The 16,660-nt window shown below is 34.6% G+C and carries 20 protein-coding genes; 12 read left to right on the top strand and 8 right to left on the bottom strand.

Annotation, left to right across the window (positions count from 1 at the left end; all coding sequences use genetic code 11):
• The first annotated feature begins 186 nt into the window (after nucleotides 1-186).
• From ER639_RS09100 to ER639_RS09090, 3 genes are all read left to right on the top strand, one after another.
• A complete protein-coding gene (locus ER639_RS09100; protein WP_129065479.1) occupies nucleotides 187-1,251 on the top strand; it encodes a branched-chain amino acid aminotransferase in 1,065 nt (354 codons plus the stop codon).
• 10 nt (nucleotides 1,252-1,261) lie between these two features.
• A complete protein-coding gene (locus tag ER639_RS09095) occupies nucleotides 1,262-2,293 on the top strand; it encodes a PTS sugar transporter subunit IIC (RefSeq protein ID WP_129065478.1) in 1,032 nt (343 codons plus the stop codon).
• 90 nt (nucleotides 2,294-2,383) lie between these two features.
• Nucleotides 2,384-3,085: an HAD family hydrolase gene (locus ER639_RS09090; protein ID WP_129065477.1), complete on the top strand. Its 702-nt coding sequence runs from the start codon at nucleotides 2,384-2,386 to the stop codon at nucleotides 3,083-3,085.
• 27 nt (nucleotides 3,086-3,112) lie between these two features.
• Here the strand turns inward: ER639_RS09090 and ER639_RS09085 are convergent, their stop codons facing one another.
• Nucleotides 3,113-3,772: a deoxynucleoside kinase gene (locus tag ER639_RS09085; protein ID WP_129065476.1), complete on the bottom strand. Its 660-nt coding sequence runs from the start codon at nucleotides 3,770-3,772 to the stop codon at nucleotides 3,113-3,115.
• A 1-nt stretch (nucleotide 3,773) separates the two neighbouring features.
• Nucleotides 3,774-4,373, bottom strand: coding sequence for a deoxynucleoside kinase (locus ER639_RS09080; protein ID WP_129065475.1), 600 nt, complete (start codon nucleotides 4,371-4,373; stop codon nucleotides 3,774-3,776).
• A 70-nt stretch (nucleotides 4,374-4,443) separates the two neighbouring features.
• On the opposite strand from ER639_RS09080, the gene tadA reads away from it, so the two are divergent.
• Nucleotides 4,444-4,944, top strand: coding sequence for a tRNA adenosine(34) deaminase TadA (gene tadA, locus ER639_RS09075; RefSeq protein WP_129065474.1), 501 nt, complete (start codon nucleotides 4,444-4,446; stop codon nucleotides 4,942-4,944).
• A gap of 48 nt (nucleotides 4,945-4,992) precedes the next feature.
• The gene (locus tag ER639_RS09070; RefSeq protein WP_129065473.1) at nucleotides 4,993-5,862 is read left to right on the top strand and encodes an HAD family hydrolase; all 870 of its coding nucleotides are present in this window, start codon (nucleotides 4,993-4,995) and stop codon (nucleotides 5,860-5,862) included.
• Nucleotides 5,863-5,912: 50 nt separating this feature from the next.
• On the opposite strand, the gene ER639_RS09065 is transcribed toward ER639_RS09070, so the two are convergent.
• The 5 genes from ER639_RS09065 to thiD all read right to left on the bottom strand — a co-directional run bounded on the left by ER639_RS09065 (nucleotide 5,913) and on the right by thiD (nucleotide 9,349).
• Entirely contained in the window at nucleotides 5,913-6,467 is a 555-nt protein-coding gene (locus tag ER639_RS09065) for a sugar O-acetyltransferase (RefSeq protein WP_129065472.1), read from the bottom strand.
• A gap of 1 nt (nucleotide 6,468) precedes the next feature.
• The gene (gene folE2 / locus ER639_RS09060; RefSeq protein ID WP_129065471.1) at nucleotides 6,469-7,347 is read right to left on the bottom strand and encodes a GTP cyclohydrolase FolE2; all 879 of its coding nucleotides are present in this window, start codon (nucleotides 7,345-7,347) and stop codon (nucleotides 6,469-6,471) included.
• 18 nt (nucleotides 7,348-7,365) lie between these two features.
• On the bottom strand, nucleotides 7,366-8,034 hold the full coding sequence (gene bshB2, locus ER639_RS09055) for a bacillithiol biosynthesis deacetylase BshB2 (RefSeq protein ID WP_129065470.1): 669 nt from the start codon (nucleotides 8,032-8,034) through the stop codon (nucleotides 7,366-7,368).
• Between the two features lie 8 nt (nucleotides 8,035-8,042).
• Entirely contained in the window at nucleotides 8,043-8,399 is a 357-nt protein-coding gene (locus ER639_RS09050; protein WP_129065469.1) for a YojF family protein, read from the bottom strand.
• Between the two features lie 119 nt (nucleotides 8,400-8,518).
• Complete coding sequence (thiD, locus tag ER639_RS09045) at nucleotides 8,519-9,349, bottom strand: bifunctional hydroxymethylpyrimidine kinase/phosphomethylpyrimidine kinase (RefSeq protein ID WP_129065468.1); 831 nt, start codon at nucleotides 9,347-9,349, stop codon at nucleotides 8,519-8,521.
• Nucleotides 9,350-9,514: 165 nt separating this feature from the next.
• Here thiD and ER639_RS09040 point away from each other — a divergent pair, with 165 nt between their 5' ends.
• The 3 genes from ER639_RS09040 to ER639_RS09030 are packed head-to-tail and all read left to right on the top strand — an operon-like array spanning nucleotide 9,515 to nucleotide 10,842.
• Nucleotides 9,515-10,174, top strand: a complete 660-nt coding sequence (locus tag ER639_RS09040) for a uracil-DNA glycosylase (RefSeq protein WP_129065522.1) — start codon at nucleotides 9,515-9,517, stop codon at nucleotides 10,172-10,174.
• Nucleotides 10,171-10,470 (top strand): DUF5327 family protein, encoded by a 300-nt coding sequence (locus ER639_RS09035; protein ID WP_129065467.1) that lies wholly within the window; start codon nucleotides 10,171-10,173, stop codon nucleotides 10,468-10,470. Before ER639_RS09040 ends, ER639_RS09035 begins: the two co-directional genes overlap by 4 nt.
• Before the next feature lie 6 nt (nucleotides 10,471-10,476).
• Entirely contained in the window at nucleotides 10,477-10,842 is a 366-nt protein-coding gene (locus ER639_RS09030) for a DUF423 domain-containing protein (protein ID WP_129065466.1), read from the top strand.
• 252 nt (nucleotides 10,843-11,094) lie between these two features.
• Here ER639_RS09030 and ER639_RS09025 read toward each other — a convergent pair whose 3' ends face one another.
• Entirely contained in the window at nucleotides 11,095-12,441 is a 1,347-nt protein-coding gene (locus ER639_RS09025; RefSeq protein WP_129065465.1) for an APC family permease, read from the bottom strand.
• 246 nt (nucleotides 12,442-12,687) lie between these two features.
• On the opposite strand from ER639_RS09025, the gene ER639_RS09020 reads away from it, so the two are divergent.
• The 4 genes from ER639_RS09020 (at nucleotide 12,688) to ER639_RS09005 (ending at nucleotide 16,480) form a co-directional block, all read left to right on the top strand.
• Nucleotides 12,688-13,710, top strand: coding sequence for a ferrated catecholamine ABC transporter substrate-binding lipoprotein SstD (locus ER639_RS09020; RefSeq protein ID WP_129065464.1), 1,023 nt, complete (start codon nucleotides 12,688-12,690; stop codon nucleotides 13,708-13,710).
• A 74-nt stretch (nucleotides 13,711-13,784) separates the two neighbouring features.
• Nucleotides 13,785-14,738: an ABC transporter permease gene (locus ER639_RS09015; RefSeq protein WP_129065463.1), complete on the top strand. Its 954-nt coding sequence runs from the start codon at nucleotides 13,785-13,787 to the stop codon at nucleotides 14,736-14,738.
• Entirely contained in the window at nucleotides 14,731-15,678 is a 948-nt protein-coding gene (locus ER639_RS09010; RefSeq protein WP_129065462.1) for an iron chelate uptake ABC transporter family permease subunit, read from the top strand. Before ER639_RS09015 ends, ER639_RS09010 begins: the two co-directional genes overlap by 8 nt.
• Nucleotides 15,671-16,480, top strand: coding sequence for an iron ABC transporter ATP-binding protein (locus ER639_RS09005; protein ID WP_129065461.1), 810 nt, complete (start codon nucleotides 15,671-15,673; stop codon nucleotides 16,478-16,480). The genes ER639_RS09010 and ER639_RS09005 overlap by 8 nt, the downstream gene beginning before the upstream one ends.
• Nucleotides 16,481-16,660: the final 180 nt, after the last annotated feature.

Genomic DNA, 16,660 nt, shown 5'->3' with positions numbered 1-16,660 from the left:
TAATGGCATAGTCATATAAATTTAGAGGCTGGAACATAAGTGTTCTAGCCTTTTTTGTGATGAATGTTTGATTTTGCAAATGAAAACGTTTTAATTTTGTATATATTTAGAAAATTCGGATATATTATTGAAATACATATTTTGTACTGCTATACTTGTCTACATTAAACATATGGAGGCGGTTATATGACGAATCTACTAGAAGTTCAAACACGTGAAGTATTACAAGAGAAACCAAGTGGTGTGCTTGGTTTTGGTCGATATTTTACAGACTATATGTATTCAGCAGATTATACAGAAGATAAAGGATGGCATAATGAAAAAATTGTACCTTATGAGCCAATCAGCATGTCACCAGCATCGCAAAGCATTCATTATGGTCAATCTGTGTTTGAAGGATTAAAAGCATATAAAACATCAAAAGGTATTCAACTGTTCCGTCCAGAAGAGAACTTTAAGCGTATGAATCAATCGTTATCTCGTTTAGAAATGCCAAACATCGATGTTGAGGCGAGTGTTGATGCATTAAAACAGCTTGTCGCATTAGAAGCGGATTGGGTACCATCAGAACCAGGACAAGCGCTTTATATTCGACCTGTCATTTTTGCTAATGAACCCTTTTTAGGTGTAAGACCTGCAAATCAGTATAAATTTTTAATCATCTTATCACCAGTAGGTGCTTACTATGGTGATGGGCAATTGCAGCCGACGAAGATTTATGTTGAAGATGAATATGTACGTGCAGTTCGTGGTGGTGTAGGCTTTGCGAAAGTAGCAGGGAACTATGCAGCAAGTTTACTTGCACAATCAAAAGCAGGTAAATTAGGTTATGACCAAGTATTGTGGTTAGACGGTGTTGAACAAAAATATGTAGAAGAAGTCGGCAGTATGAATATCTTCTTTGTTTATGGTAATAAGTTAGTCACACCCGCTTTAAATGGCAGTATTTTACCCGGCATAACGCGTAAATCTATTTTAGAACTCGCACAATCATTAGGTTATGAAGTCGAAGAGAAGCGTATTTCCATTGAAGAAGTTTTTGGAGATGTTAAAGCAGGACGTATTACAGAAATTTTTGGTTCAGGGACGGCAGTAGTAATTTCCCCTGTAGGTGAAATTAAGTACAAAGATCAAATTGCAACAGTTCCAGAACAAGTAGGATCTGTGACACGTGAATTATATGATACATATACATCAATACAAAATGGCACACGTGACGATGTTTTTGGTTGGATAGAAAAAGTGGAATAGGGGTGGTTCAATGCAAGATGCTGTAAACAAATCCTACTTTATGGATAGGATGGAAAAAGGGGCAGCTGGTTTATCAGCTGCAATCTTAGTTTCTTTAGGAATCGGATTATTGTTTAAATCTTTAGGTGGATTATTACATATTGATTTGTTGGTGAACATTGGATCAATTTCTACATTCTTAATGACACCTGCGATAGGTGCAGCGATTGCCATTATGCTTGGTGCTAATAATTTAACGATTATTAGTGCGATGGTAAGTGGTGTTATTGGAGGTAATGCGATTGTACCGTTTAAAGAAACGTTCACGATTACAACAGGTGAGCCAATTGGCGCTATTATTGCAGCGATTATCGCTACATATATCGGTAAACGTGTGACAGGAAAGACCTTTTTAGATTTAATGGCTGTTCCTATTTCAAGTATGCTTATTGGCAGTGTGGCTGGGTACTATTTATCGAAAGTCATAGCACCAACATTGATTACAATATCTAAAACGATTACCACTATAGTAGGCAATCAGCCACTATTTGCTTCAATCGTAATAGCAGTTGTCTTTGCTATATTGGTCATGACACCAGCATCAAGTGCAGCATTAGCGATAGCGTTACAGCTCGATTCAAGCGCAGCAGCAGCTGCTTTAGTTGGTATTTCTGCACAATTTGTTGGCTATACTTTTGTCAGTATACGAGAGAATGATTTGGGTGGATTTTTAGCTCAACTCATTTGCACACCTAAAGTTCAATTCCCTAACATCGTTAAGAATCCTAAAATTATGATTGCACCATTAATTGCAGCAGCAGTGTCTGGACCAGTTGCAGTACTCATATTAAATTTAGAAATTCCTTATCAGATAGCAGGACTAGGTTTATGTGCATTGATTGCACCGATTCAAATATTAAATGCCCAAGGAATAGGAGTCCTTCTACAGTTTTTGATTGCTGGTGTCGTGACACCTTTAATCGTGACGTTAATCATTCATTATTTCGTAATGAAACCAAAGTCATGGGTGAAGCCAGGAGATATGCATCTAGAAGTAAATTAATGAATGTTTAGCATCAATGTTATTTGTATTTTCGTTCTATTTTTCGGGTATAATCAACAGTAAGAACTGAAATTTAGGGAGGATATTCAATTGAAACTCATCGTTTTTGATAAAGATGGTACGCTTATGGAACTCGGTAGCCCTATTGTAAAACTGGCAGATGATTTGATTAATGAATTTTCTTCTAGGACCAACGTACACGTCCCAAAATCAGAAATAAAAGATGCGTTTGGGATAATAGACGACAAAATTGACCGTGTATTATCATCTGATAAAGCGAAGCAAATCGTTTCTAAGTTGAGAGTATTGCCTAATGGCGAACAATTATCTCAGTGGACATTAGACAAAATGGCACATTTATCAACTGATAATGAAAAAGATGATATTGAAATTATCGATGGTATTCCAGAGACATTAGCAACATTAAAAGAACAAGGATATCAACTTGCAATTGTCTCTGCTGATGATAATGAGTCAATGGATTTATTTGTAGATAAATATAATATTAGAAAATATTTTGATCTTATTGTTACTAGCGATTCATCACCTTATCAAAAACCACAAAAAGCTTTGATGGATACCATTTTATCGCACTTTGACGTTTCTAAAGAGGAGACGATGATGGTCGGTGATACTGAAATGGATGTGTTGCTTGGCCGAAATGGTGAAGTGGCACATGTTGTAGGAGTCCTTAGTGGATCAGGTGACCGACAAGATTTAGGAAACGCAGATACAATATTAGCGAATGTAAATGAATTACTAAAATATATTGATGAACATATAGATAAGTAAAAAAGCAAAGTCGGTTGACTTTGCTTTTTATCCTCTTTGATTTATTTTTCGGTGTGTTTCGATGACTTTTGCAATTTTTTCAATGATTGGGTCTAATGAATCGATGTCATCATATACATCATATTCATTAATGTTAATGCGAATGACAGGACATGCATTAAATTCATCAATCCATTTTTCATATCTTGCAAATAATGCACGCCAGTAGTTTTCGTCAGTTTCGATTTCCATTTGACGGCCACGTTCTGCGATTCTGTTGATTACTGATTCGTAGTCACATTCAAGATAGATTAAACAGTCTGGTTTTGGGAAATATGGTGTCATGACCATTGCTTCGTATAATTCATAATATGTTTTAAAGTCTTCAGCGGTCATTGTGCCGCCTTCTTCATGCATTTTTGCAAAGATGTCTACGTCTTCATAGATTGAGCGATCTTGAATAAAGCCGCCACCATATTCAAACATACGTTTTTGTTCTTTGAAGCGTTCTGCTAAGAAATAGATTTGTAAGTGAAAGCTCCAACGATCGAAATCATTGTAAAACTTTTCTAAGTAAGGATTGTTATCTACTTTTTCAAAGCTTGTTTTAAAGTTTAATTTTTCAGCTAATGCTTTTGTAAGTGATGATTTGCCGACACCGACTGTGCCTGCAATAGTGATGATTGCATCGTTAGGTATTTGGTACATGTTATTCTCCTATGAGTTGATTGATTTGTTGTAATATATTTTGATAATCTACTTCGGATTTTACAAAGTCAATGTTTGAAGTGTCGATGAGTAATGTTTTATGTGAGTCTTTCATTGACGCATAAACGTGTTCATAATCACTTGTAAGCTTTGTTAAATAATCATCTTCAATGATTTGTTCGAAGTCTCTATTTCTAAGTTTAATGCGAGATTTCAATGTGCTTAAATCTGCTGTTAAAAATATTGTGACATCAGGCATACGAATGTCTTCTGTTAAGATGTCATAAATACGCTCAAATTTATTAAATTCTTTAGGTTTTAACGTATTTCTAGCGAAGACTTTATTTTTTAAAATATGGTAATCACTGATGACTGCTTGGTTATTGGTTAATTCACTAAGTTCTTTGTAACGATGGCATAAAAAAAACATTTCCGTTTGGAAACTCCATTTTTCAATATCTGCATAGAAGTCTGAGAGAAATGGATTCTCTTCGACAATTTCATACATTGGAGTCACATTGTATGTTTCTGATAAACGTTTTGTGAGTGAACTTTTACCGACACCAATCGGACCTTCGATTGCGATATATAATGGCGCCATAAAATTCTCCTTAATGTTAAAATAAAATGTATATGTTATTGTATCACAAAACTGATTAGGTGGAAGATAAATGAATCATGAAAAATATATGAACATCGCAATTGAAGAAGCGAATAAAGCTTTAGCTTTAGATGAAGTGCCTATTGGTGCAATTGTTGTTCACCAAGGTGAAGTGATTGGACGCGGTCACAACTTAAGAGAGATTGGACAAAATCCTACACACCATGCCGAAATGGTTGCCATTCAGCAAGCAAGTGAGCATTTAGGGTCTTGGCGATTAGAAGATTGTACGTTGTATGTTACGTTAGAGCCTTGTGTCATGTGCAGTGGTGCGATTGTCATGAGTAGAATACCTGTCGTTGTCTATGGTGCACATGATCCTAAAGGGGGATGCAGTGGCAGTTTAATGAACTTATTACATGAAGAAAGATTTAATCATCAAGCAACAGTCATCAGCGGTATTTGTCATGATGAATGTAGTCAACTTCTTAAAGATTTCTTTAAGGATTTACGTGCAAAAAAGAAAGCACAAAAACAAAGACAATCTGAAGTGGAATCTTTCGAAAAATAAAGGATTGTTTGTTAAACTAAAACCGATAAAGAATGAGGAGCTGAAAAAATGGTACGATTAATCGCAACAGATATGGATGGAACATTATTAAATAGTAGTCACGAAATTTCTAAAGAAAATATTGAGGCCATCAAAGCAGCACAGGCAAAAGGAATTACTGTAGCCATTGCAACAGGACGCGCATTTTATGAAGCAAGAACACCTGTTGCACCAACAGGACTTAAAGTGCCATACATTTGTTTAAATGGTGCAGAAGTAAGGGATGAATCATTTAATATCATTCATACTTCTAAGTTAAACCACGCACAAATTAAAGATATTACAACGATTTTGGATAAATACAATTTGTATTATCAAGTGTACACAAACGCACGTATTTATACTGAAGATAAACAAATGGATCTAGACATTTATATTGATATTGCGAATAAAATGGGACATACACCGGACGTTGAGAAGATTAGAGCGTCTATTAACAAGCGAATTGAACAAGGCTCATTGAAAGAAGTACAGTCATATAATGAAGTTTATGAACGTGACGGAGAACTTGTCTTAAAATTCTTAGCTTTCTCAAGTGATTTAGAAAAATTAGATCAAGCCAAAGCAGAATTAAAGGCATTTAAGCATTTAGCAGTATCGGCTTCTTCTAGAGGTAATATTGAAATCACACACAATGATGCACAAAAAGGCATTGCATTACAAGCATTGGCCGAAAGCTTAAAAATCGATATGAATGAAGTTGCAGCATTTGGTGATAATTTAAATGATGTATCAATGCTTGAACGTGTAGGGTACTCTTTTGGTATGGAGAATGGCGTAGATGAAGTCAAACAAATTGCGAAGTATCGAGCGGGTTCAAACGAAGAAAGTGGTGTTGGCAGAGGCATTATGCAGTTGTTAAATGGAGAGATTAATTAAAAGAAGTGACGTAACTTTTGATAGATAAAAATAAAAGACAATCGATTTTATTAATCGATTGTCTTTATTATTTTTGCTGGGTTTCCGCCAACAACTGTATTGTTAGGAACATCTTTTATGACAACTGCACCACTTGCAATCACAGCATTATCACCGATGGATACGCCTGGGTTAATAATGGCACCGCCACCAATCCAAACGTTATGTCCAATCGTAATTGGCTTTGCATATTCCACACCGCTGTTACGTGCGACAGGATCAATCGGGTGTGTAGCTGTATAAAGGTGAACACCTGGTGCGATCATACAGTTGTCACCAATGGTTACTGGTGCAACGTCTAGAATCGTCAAATCATGATTTGAGTAAAAGTTTTCACCTACGTGAATATTATATCCATAATCAACTCTTAGGTTCGCTTCAACATGAATCGCGTCTCCAGTTGAACCAAAGATGGATTTAATCATTTGATCACGTTTGGTGCTTTCATCTTCTCCAGTATCATTATATTCACGTGTCTTTAACTTTGCTTGAATGCGATCATTAGCAAGTTCAGGGTCTTGTGGATCATACATTAAGCCAGCAATCATTTTTTCTTTTTCAGTCATATTATAAGTTATAACGAAGTCGAGCAAATGCATCATGTTGGTGAATAGATTCTTCGTTGCGACACTCAATTTCGAATCCTTTAACAAAGTCTAATTCTACTAAATCTGCAGCTATTAAACGTAATAAATCTTCAACAAAACGTGGATTTTCATAAGCGCGTTCAGTCACCGATTTCTCATCTGTACGTTTTAAAATAGGGTATAACATTGAGCTTGCATTGACTTCCATCGCTTCTAAAATACGTTCTTTAAAGTTTTCAGGAAGCTCACTTTCATTATCAAATACAGCTTTCACCGTTACAATACCACGTTGATTATGTGCTGAGTATTCACTGATTTCTTTAGAACATGGACAAAGTGTTGTCACCATCGCTGTTAAAGTCAGTGATTTATGTTTCACTTTCTCACCTTCAACTGATAATGAAAATGTTGCATCAGCATGACCAATGGCACGTAAGTTGGTTACTGGACTGAAGCGGTCAAAGAACCACTTCGCTTGTGCATCTACAGAAGCATCTTTTTGGTACATCACTGTTTGTAATGTCACTAAAACATCTTTTAATGTGTTGAAATCAAGTGCTAAACCATTATCATAATGTGCTTCAACTGATTCTAGAATACGGCTCATATTGATGCCTTTTTCATCTTTAGCTAAGTGTGTTGATAAACTAAATGTACCAGCAGTTTGATAGCCGTCTAAACGAACTGGGTAAGTTAAATTTTTGATACCGACATGATCGATTTCAAAAAGAAAATCTTTCTTTGAGCTTTGAAGGTCTGTCATTTTTTCTTTTTCAGTAGGTTTAGTCCCTTTAATTGGGTCTACTGAACCGAAATGTTTCCAACGACCTTCACGTGTATTTAAGTTATAGTTTTCCATTGCTTTCTCCTAATGATATTAATCTATTGTGTAAGTATAAAAACACTCTTGTTTAAGCCACATGTCTTTTGCTGCTTCTGCTTCTTGTGTATTTTGAGCAAGACTAGCAAGCATTGGACCTGTTTGTGAAGCATGTGCATTTAATACTGCAAGTTTACGTTCTTCATAACCTGTAATATCATGCACGATATCAGGCTGACCAAGATCGTCTAAAGTATTGTTACTGAATGCTACTAAATTCAATTTAGGACGATTATCTTTATCCATTTTACGAACCGCTTCAATAACAGCAGCTGCTGTCGCTTCGTGGTCAGGGTGTACCGCATAATTTGGGTAAAATGAGATGATTAAACTAGGGTTTAATTCCTCAATTAACTTTGTAACCATTTCAGCCAAATCTTCTAATTTTTCAAATTCTAACGTTTTATCACGATAACCCATTTTACGTAAATCTGTGATACCCATTGCTTTAGCAGCGGCATCGAGTTCAGCTTCACGAATCTTTGGTAGTGATTCACGTGTCGCAAAAGGTGGATTACCTAAATTGCGACCCATTTGGCCTAAAGTTAAGCATGCATAAGTCACAGGAGTACCTGCATCAATATGCTTCATAATCGTACCTGAAACACCAAATGCTTCATCATCTGGGTGAGGGAAAATAACGAGTACTTGAGATTCTTTAATCATGATATCACCTATAAATCAAATGGCTTTTCACTAATTTCTAGTGCAGCTGCCAATTGTCCTTGATAATTTAATCCAGCCATTAAGAAACGGCCTTGGTCGTCAATTTCAAAGTGTGTTAATCCTTGAACATAAATCCAACCGTTGTCTAATTTTAAACCGACACGGTAAGGTTCATTATTGCCACCCGTGATAATCCCTTGCTTATATGATACTAAAATATTTCTTAAAAAAGTACCTGCGTTAAATACTTTTTCATCAAAATGGCTAGCATAAGCACCATTTGTCGTTTCAACATGCAGGTAAACTTGTTTATTTTGAAATGTATTGAGTAAGTTTTGAACTTGCTCGACATTAATGATTTCCATGATGTTGCCTCCTCATTGTATACTTATCTATTTTACTAGATTTAGGAGCAAATTTATACCTTTTAAGCTCAAAACCGTGCACAACAAAAAAGCACCCCGAGTGGGATGCCTTTAAATAATTAAACTTCTTTAGTTTGAACGTCGATTTTTTCAACATGGTTGTAAGCACCGTGATTTACAGGACCTACAAAGTCGTTCATTTTCCAACCATTTTTAATTGCTGAAGCGACAAAACCTTTTGCAGCAATAACAGCTTCGCGAGGTGATTTGCCTAACGCTAAGTTCGCTGTAGTAGCGGCAGCAAATGTACAACCAGCACCGTGGTTATAAGAAGATTGGAATTTATCAGTTGTTAATAATGTGTAAGTTTCACCATCAAAGTATAAATCTAAAGCTTCATCAGATTCAAAAGCTTTACCACCTTTAATCACAACATGTTTCGCACCACGTTCGTGAATAATTTTAGCAGCTTCCTTCATTTGTTCAATTGTCGTTAATTTACCTAAGCCAGATAATTGACCCGCTTCGAATAAGTTCGGTGTAACAACAGTAGCTATAGGTAATAATCGTTTAATCATCGCTTCAGTATTTCCTGGGTTAAGTACTTCATCTTCACCTTTACATACCATAACAGGATCTACTACGAAGAATTGTGCATCAGAATCTTCGAAAGCTTTCGCAGCACGTTCGATGATTTCTTCAGAACCAAGCATACCTGTTTTGATTGCATCAGGACCAATTGATAAAGCAGTCTTGATTTGTTTATCTAATAAATCTAATGGTAAAGGTGTAACATCATGACCCCAAGTTTCAGGATCCATCGCAACAACTGCAGTTAATGCAACCATACCGTAAGTATTGTATTCTTGGAAAGTCTTTAAATCTGCTTGCATACCAGCTCCGGCAGAAGTATCAGAACCAGCAATTGTTAAAATCTTTTTAAGTGACATTGTTGTATCTCCCATCTATATAATCTGATATTATTTTATCACGTTTATGAGTAAATAGGGAACGATAGAATTGAGCTACGAATGTGATTAATGAGTGGGTGGCTAGTATTCAAGCACATAGCACCGAAAAAGGGATTATGATACAATCAACAATGAGGTGTTATGATGGAATGGGAAACGATATTTAAAGAAATACATGCACAACATGATTTTTCTAATTTAAAGTCAAAGTTAGAAATAGATTACGAAACGAAAACCATTTTTCCTAAACGAGAGGATATTTATAATGCATTTAAATTTACGCCTTTTGATAATGTGAAAGTCGTGATTGTTGGTCAAGATCCTTATCATGGTGTGAATCAAGCGCATGGTTTAGCGTTTAGCGTGAAAGATGGCAACAAAACACCACCGAGTTTACGCAATATGTATCAAGAATTAGAGAGTGATTTAAAGATTAAACGTACGACACCTGAATTAACAGGTTGGGCTAAAGAAGGTGTATTGTTATTGAACAATGTACTGACTGTTGAAGAAAAGAAAGCAAATGCACATAAAAATTATGGATGGCAAGTATTCACTTCTGAAGTGATTCGTGCAATTTCGGAATATAAAACGCATGTCGTATTTATATTATGGGGTTCACATGCACAAAAATTATTGCCTTTAATTGATCAAACTAAGCATCATGTCATCTTAAATGTGCATCCAAGTCCATTAAGTGCATATAGAGGATTTTTCGGTTCGAAACCTTATAGTGAGACGAATGCTTATTTAATGAAGCACAACATTTCACCAATCAACTGGGCAAGGGAGGATATTTCATGAAAACACAATTGATTGCTCAAATCGAACGCGAGCTTGAAATGATTATGGACACAAATGATGAACTCGCAATCAATAAGCATCTGTATACGATTGAAACGTTAGCTAGGCTTGCTCAAGAATCACAATCTGTATCTGTTGTGCATCAATCAACACCTAAGCCTAAAGTTGAGCCAGCAGTTACAGAACAAGAACTTAAAATGATGGGTGCTAAAGTACCGGATACAAATACAAATAGCAAAAATCTTGCGGTTACCGATGATGGTTTTGGTAATGGTGAGTCATTATTTGATTTTTAGGAGGAAATTATGAAAACATTTTTAATCATTGGTGCAATTAATGCGATGATGGCCGTAGCACTAGGTGCTTTCGGAGCACACGGTTTAGAAGGTAAGTTAAGTGACAAGTATATGAGTATTTGGGAGAAAGCAACAACGTATCAAATGTATCATGCACTAGGTTTATTAATTATTGGTGTGTTATCAGGCACAACAAAATTAGACCTAAACGTAGCAGGTTGGTTAATGACATTTGGTATTGTTTTCTTTAGTGGTTCGTTATACATTTTAGCGGTGACACAAATTAAAATTTTAGGTGCGATTACACCAATTGGTGGCGTCCTCTTTATTGCAAGTTGGGTGATGTTAGTGATTGCAGCTTATAGAATGTAGATAAAAATCATATTAAAAAAGCGTCAGAACAAATCTATTTTGATTTGCTCTGACGCTTTTTATTATTTCTTAGCAGCACTACGTTTTTGTAATTCTTTTTTCACGATTGGAATTAAAATCGGGCTTAATTTAATTAATAATTGAATGATACCTTTTAATAAACGTTTCATTGTTTTCCCACCTTTATTGTTTTAATTATTATATCCGAAAATAAAAAAAGTAAACACAAGTCAGCTTGTGTTTACTGAAAGTTTAATGATGTTTCTTTAAGAAGAAATAGAATGGGATACCTACGATTACGACAAGTACACCTAACATTGAGCCAACAAAATCACTCATTAATGTACTTACAATAATGAATAATCCTCCTAATAATGCAACGATTGGCACGATAGGGTATAAAGGTACTGAGTATGAACGCTCTTGACCTTTAAGGCGTTTTCTTAAAATAAATAATCCAACAAATGCGAACATGTAGAAGATATAGATAACAAAGATACATACTTCTGATAAGTAGTCTGCATTAATAATATCAGGAATTAAAATTGTTAAAATTAATAAAATAAAACTAATCACATAAACTGTAATTAAAGCACCAATAGGTGTTTTGAATTTCGGTGAAATATAACTTACAAGTTTAGGGAAAGGTAATAAATTATCATCTGCCATCGCAAATGGTACACGAGGAAATGTCATAATTTTACCGTTTAAACATCCAAAGATTGAAATGATAACCCCAATGTTAACGAACTTAGAACCTAAATCTCCGAATAAGATTTTAGCTGCTTCAGCTGAAGATGTGTTACCCATACCAACCAATTTATCAGCAGGGATTACGTGGAACACAGCGATGTTAATACATACATATGCAAATGTAACAACAGATAAACCAACAAGCATTGCTAATGGTAAGTTACGTTTTGCATTTTTCATTTCTCCAGTTAAATTTGTTAATAAAATCCAACCGTCATAAGCAAAAAGTGTCGCTAAAACCGCACGACCAAAGTTGATTTCTTCTTTGTTTTGAATTAATGAAGTGACGTCTTGGCCGAAAATACCAGCTTTACCCCACATTAAACCGAAAATAATGATTGCAAATACAGGGATTAATTTACAGATGGTTGTGAATGTTTGCATCGCACCACCTAATTTTGTACCCATGATGTTTAATAGGACAAGGAATGTGAATGCAGCAATACCAATCCAAATACCAACATGTTGATCTAATCCAAAAAAGTTAACTACTAAAATACCAAAGAATAAAGACAATGATGCAATGATTGCAGGACCATAAATAACAGTTTGAACCCAACCTGTTAAGAACCCAGCAAAAGAACCGTAAATATCACGCATATATGCATATAATCCACCGGTCTTTGGAATTTGAGCTCCAACTTCTGCAATTGTTAATCCTGCAGCTAAAGTTAAAATACCTCCGACTACCCAAGCCCAAATGGCCATATTTGATGTACCTGCATGATTAAGTACAACAGATGGCTTAACGAATACACCAGAACCAATGATGGTACCGATAACAACCGTTATAGCTGTCCAAAATCCAATCGTTTTTTGTAAACTTTGCTCACCATGGTTATTCATATGAATACCCCCCTTTAAATACTTTAGTACATTATACAATGAAAATTTCAATTGTAATATACTCTTTTTTCTGAAATTTAAAATTATTTTAAATCAGGAATAAAAAAATTATGTTTTTTTACAAATACAGGTTGATTTATTTTTTAAGTTTGTTAAGATAGTCGTTGAGAACAATTCTCATTGATAATGATTATCATTTTTGCTTGGCCAGCAAACATACAACTAAACTGAATGGAGCTATTGTAAATGAAAAAAGTATCTTATTTACTCGTCGCATTATTAATGGTGTTAGCACTTGCAGCATGTGGCAATAAAGCGAGTGAGAAAAAGTCTGATCAATCTGGTAAAAATACAATTAAAATTGAATCTAATTATAAAGTGTTAGGTGAGAAAAAAGATGGTTCTGATGCTAAGAAAGTAAGTGAAACAGTTGAAGTACCTGTAAACCCTAAAAAAGTAGTAACTTATGACTATGCTGCATTAACAACTTTAATGGATATGGAAGCGGACAAAAATATTGTGGGTATGCCTAAAGGTGAGAATGATATGAGTCTTCCTAAGTTTTTAGAAAAATATAAAGATAAAAAGTATGAGAATTTAGGTACATTAAAAGAACCTAATTTTGAAAAGTTAGCCGAAGTAAATCCTGAGTTGATTTTAATTTCTGGACGTACAGCGAATCAAAAAGTGATTTCAGAAATGAAAAAGGCTGCACCAGACGCAACGATTTTATATGTTGGAACAGACGATAAAGATTATATCGGTTCAATTAAGAAAAACACAGAGAATCTAGGGAAAGTCTTTGATAAAGAAGATAAAGCAAAAGCATTAAATGATGCACTAGATAAAAAAATCAAAGAAGTGAAGCAAATGGCAGATAAATCTAAAGATAAAGGCTTATTTATCTTAGCAAATGAAGGTGAGTTATCTGTATTTGGTAAAGGTGGCAGATTTGGCTTTATTCATGACGTATTAGGTGTTAAAGAAGCAGATACAAATATTAAAGCTGAAGGCCATGGACAAGTGATTAACTTTGAATATTTAAATAAAAAGAACCCAGACATTATCTTCGCAATGGACCGTGGGGTAGCTGTTGGTGGTAAATCATCAAGTAAAAAAGCTTTATCAAATGATGTCATTAAAAATGTAAGCGCGATTAAAGCGAATAAAATTATCGATTTAGATCCATACTTATGGTATTTCTCAAGCGGTGGCGCATCTACAACAGTGAAACAAATTGAAGAAGTAGAAAAAGCATATCAAAAATAACAAGCACATAATTTTTATTCGGGGTGAGGCATCATAATGCCTCCTCCTTTTGTGCATTCTAAAGGGAGTATTTTATGAAACTATTGACCATGACGCTCGTTTTAATAGTGTTATCAATCATTTCTATATTTACAGGTGTCGTTGACTTATCCATTCATCAACTACATCGTTTAGATGAGAACCAATTGAACGTATTATTAAATTCAAGATTACCAAGAACTTTATCGATAATTTTAGCAGGTAGTGCCTTAAGCGTTGCAGGCTTATTAATGCAACAGTTAACACGAAATAAATTTGTATCACCAACGACAGCTGGGACGATGGATTTTGCTAAATTAGGTATTTTAATTACCATGATATTTTTCACAGATGCACCGCTTCTATTAAAGCTATTGATGAGTATTATTACAGCGATTATTGGTACTTTTAGTTTTATGTGGATTGTAAGACGCATTAAATATAAAGATGCTATTTTTATTCCTTTAGTTGGATTAATGTTAGGGAATATCGTTTCATCTATTGCGACTTTTATGGCATTAAGATTTAACGCAGTTCAAAGTATTTCTAATTTCTTTGTCGGTGATTTTTCGATGATTACAAAAGGGCGATATGAAGTATTGGTGATTATCGTGCCGATGCTGATACTCGTATATATATTTGCACATCACTTTACGATTGTTGGCATGGGCGAACACTTTAGTAAAAATCTTGGTATATCTTATGAGAAAATGATGAATTTAGGAGTAATTATCGCTGCGATTGTTTCAGCAACTGTTGTCGTGACGGTCGGTGTTTTACCGTTTCTTGGTTTGATTATTCCAAACATTGTTTCTCTATACTTTGGAGATCATCTCGAAAAAGCAGTCCCTTATACTGCAGTCCTTGGTGCGATTATGGTGATGGTTGCTGATATTTTTAGTCGTATTATTATTTTCCCGTATGAAATTCCAATTGGGCTCACATTAGGTATTTTTGGCAGTATTGTGTTTATGATTTTACTCCTAAAGAGGAGGAAAGCATATGCTTAAAAGACGTGTCTTAATCTTATTAGCAGCTACGCTATTATTAATTGCTGCATTTATTTTAATCAATTTAAACTTTAATATTTTAGGATATATGCTACCGTCAAGAATTAAAAAAGTCATGGCAATTATTCTTGTTGGATGTGCAATCGGCGTATCGTCATTACTATTTCAAACCATTACTGAAAACCACTTGTTAACACCATCTGTGATAGGGCTAGATGCGGTGTACCTTTTCTTACAGACAATTATTATATTTGTGTTTGGCAAATTAGGAGAAGTTTACTTTAATGTATACACGAATTTCTTTTTATCAGTCTTATTAATGATGATCTTTACAGTAATGCTATTTAGAATCGTATTTAAAGGTAATCAATCCGTATATTTTGTCTTATTGTTCGGATTAGTAATGGGTACTTGTTTCCAAAGTTTATCTAGTTTTATGCATATGGTGATGAATCCTGATGACTTTTTAATGTTACAAGATAAACTATTTGCAAGCTTTAATACGGTTAATGATCAACTCATGATGATTAGTGGTGTCATTATAGTTTGTTTATTGATTTATATCTATACACAAAGTCATAAACTGGATGTATTGAGTCTAGGACAGACACATGCTATTAATTTAGGGATACACGTCAATCAATTCACGCAACGACTACTACTCATTATTTCAATATTAGTCAGTGTTTCAACAGCACTCGTCGGCCCCATCACATTTTTAGGTATTATCGTGTGTAATATTGCGTATCAATTTACAAAGACTTATAAACACAAATATCTTGTAATATCAACATGTTTGATTTCAATTATGACTTTATTAATTGGACAGATGATGAACCAATATATATTTGATGGAAATACTGAAATCACTATTATGATTAACTTTGCAGGTGGATTGTACTTTATTTATTTACTGTTTAGGGAGGGCGCACATGATTAAAGTAAACAATGTATCTAAAATAATAGGTAAAAAATCGATATTAAATGACGTATCAGTGGATATTCATAAAGGTAAAATTACAGCGATTATCGGTCCAAACGGCGCAGGCAAAAGTACGTTGTTATCAGCGATTACACGCTTAATGGATTATGATAACGGTGAGATTACATTAGATGATAAAAATATTCATAAAATACCAAGTGAGGACATTGCCAAACAACTAGCCGTATTAAAACAATCCAACCATACAAACTTAAAAATAACGGTGCGTGATTTAGTAAGTTTCGGCAGATTTCCTTATTCAAAAGGAAGATTGACAAAAGAAGATAACCGCATTATTGATGAAGCTATTGAATACCTTGCACTTGAAGAATATGAAGATCGATTTATAGATAGTCTGTCAGGTGGACAAAAACAACGTGCGTATATTGCGATGACATTAGCTCAAGATACAGATTATATATTTCTTGATGAGCCTTTAAATAACTTAGATATGAAACATTCTGTACAGATGATGCAGTTATTAAGAAGATTAGTACGTGAGAAAAACAAATCAATCATTATTGTTATTCATGATATCAACTTTGCGAGCTGTTATGCAGATGAAATCATTGCTTTAAAAGATGGAGAAGTGATTTTATCAGGACATAAAGATGAAGTGATTCATAAAGATAACTTAAAACGCGTTTATGATATGGATATTAATATTGAATGTATATTTGGTCAGCAAATATGCGTATACTTTGACAATGAACATATGGACGTTGATACATTTATAGAAGAAGTCAGCCATGTAAGTTAAAGACAGGGACAAAAGCGTTCAGCAACAAGTAAAAAGCAAGCCTGAACCAAAATCGCTTTTTGATTTTGAGTGAAGGTGAGGTTCTTTACCGAAGTTGCTGCTTTTGTACCGTTGATTAAGACAGGGACAAAAGCGTTCAGCAACAAGTAAAAAGCGATGATGCCACATTTTTGTCATCAT

Source organism: Macrococcus sp. DPC7161 (genome assembly GCF_004117835.1).
GTDB lineage: Bacteria > Bacillota > Bacilli > Staphylococcales > Staphylococcaceae > SDSC01.
This window is presented reverse-complemented; position numbering and strand designations above follow the sequence as displayed.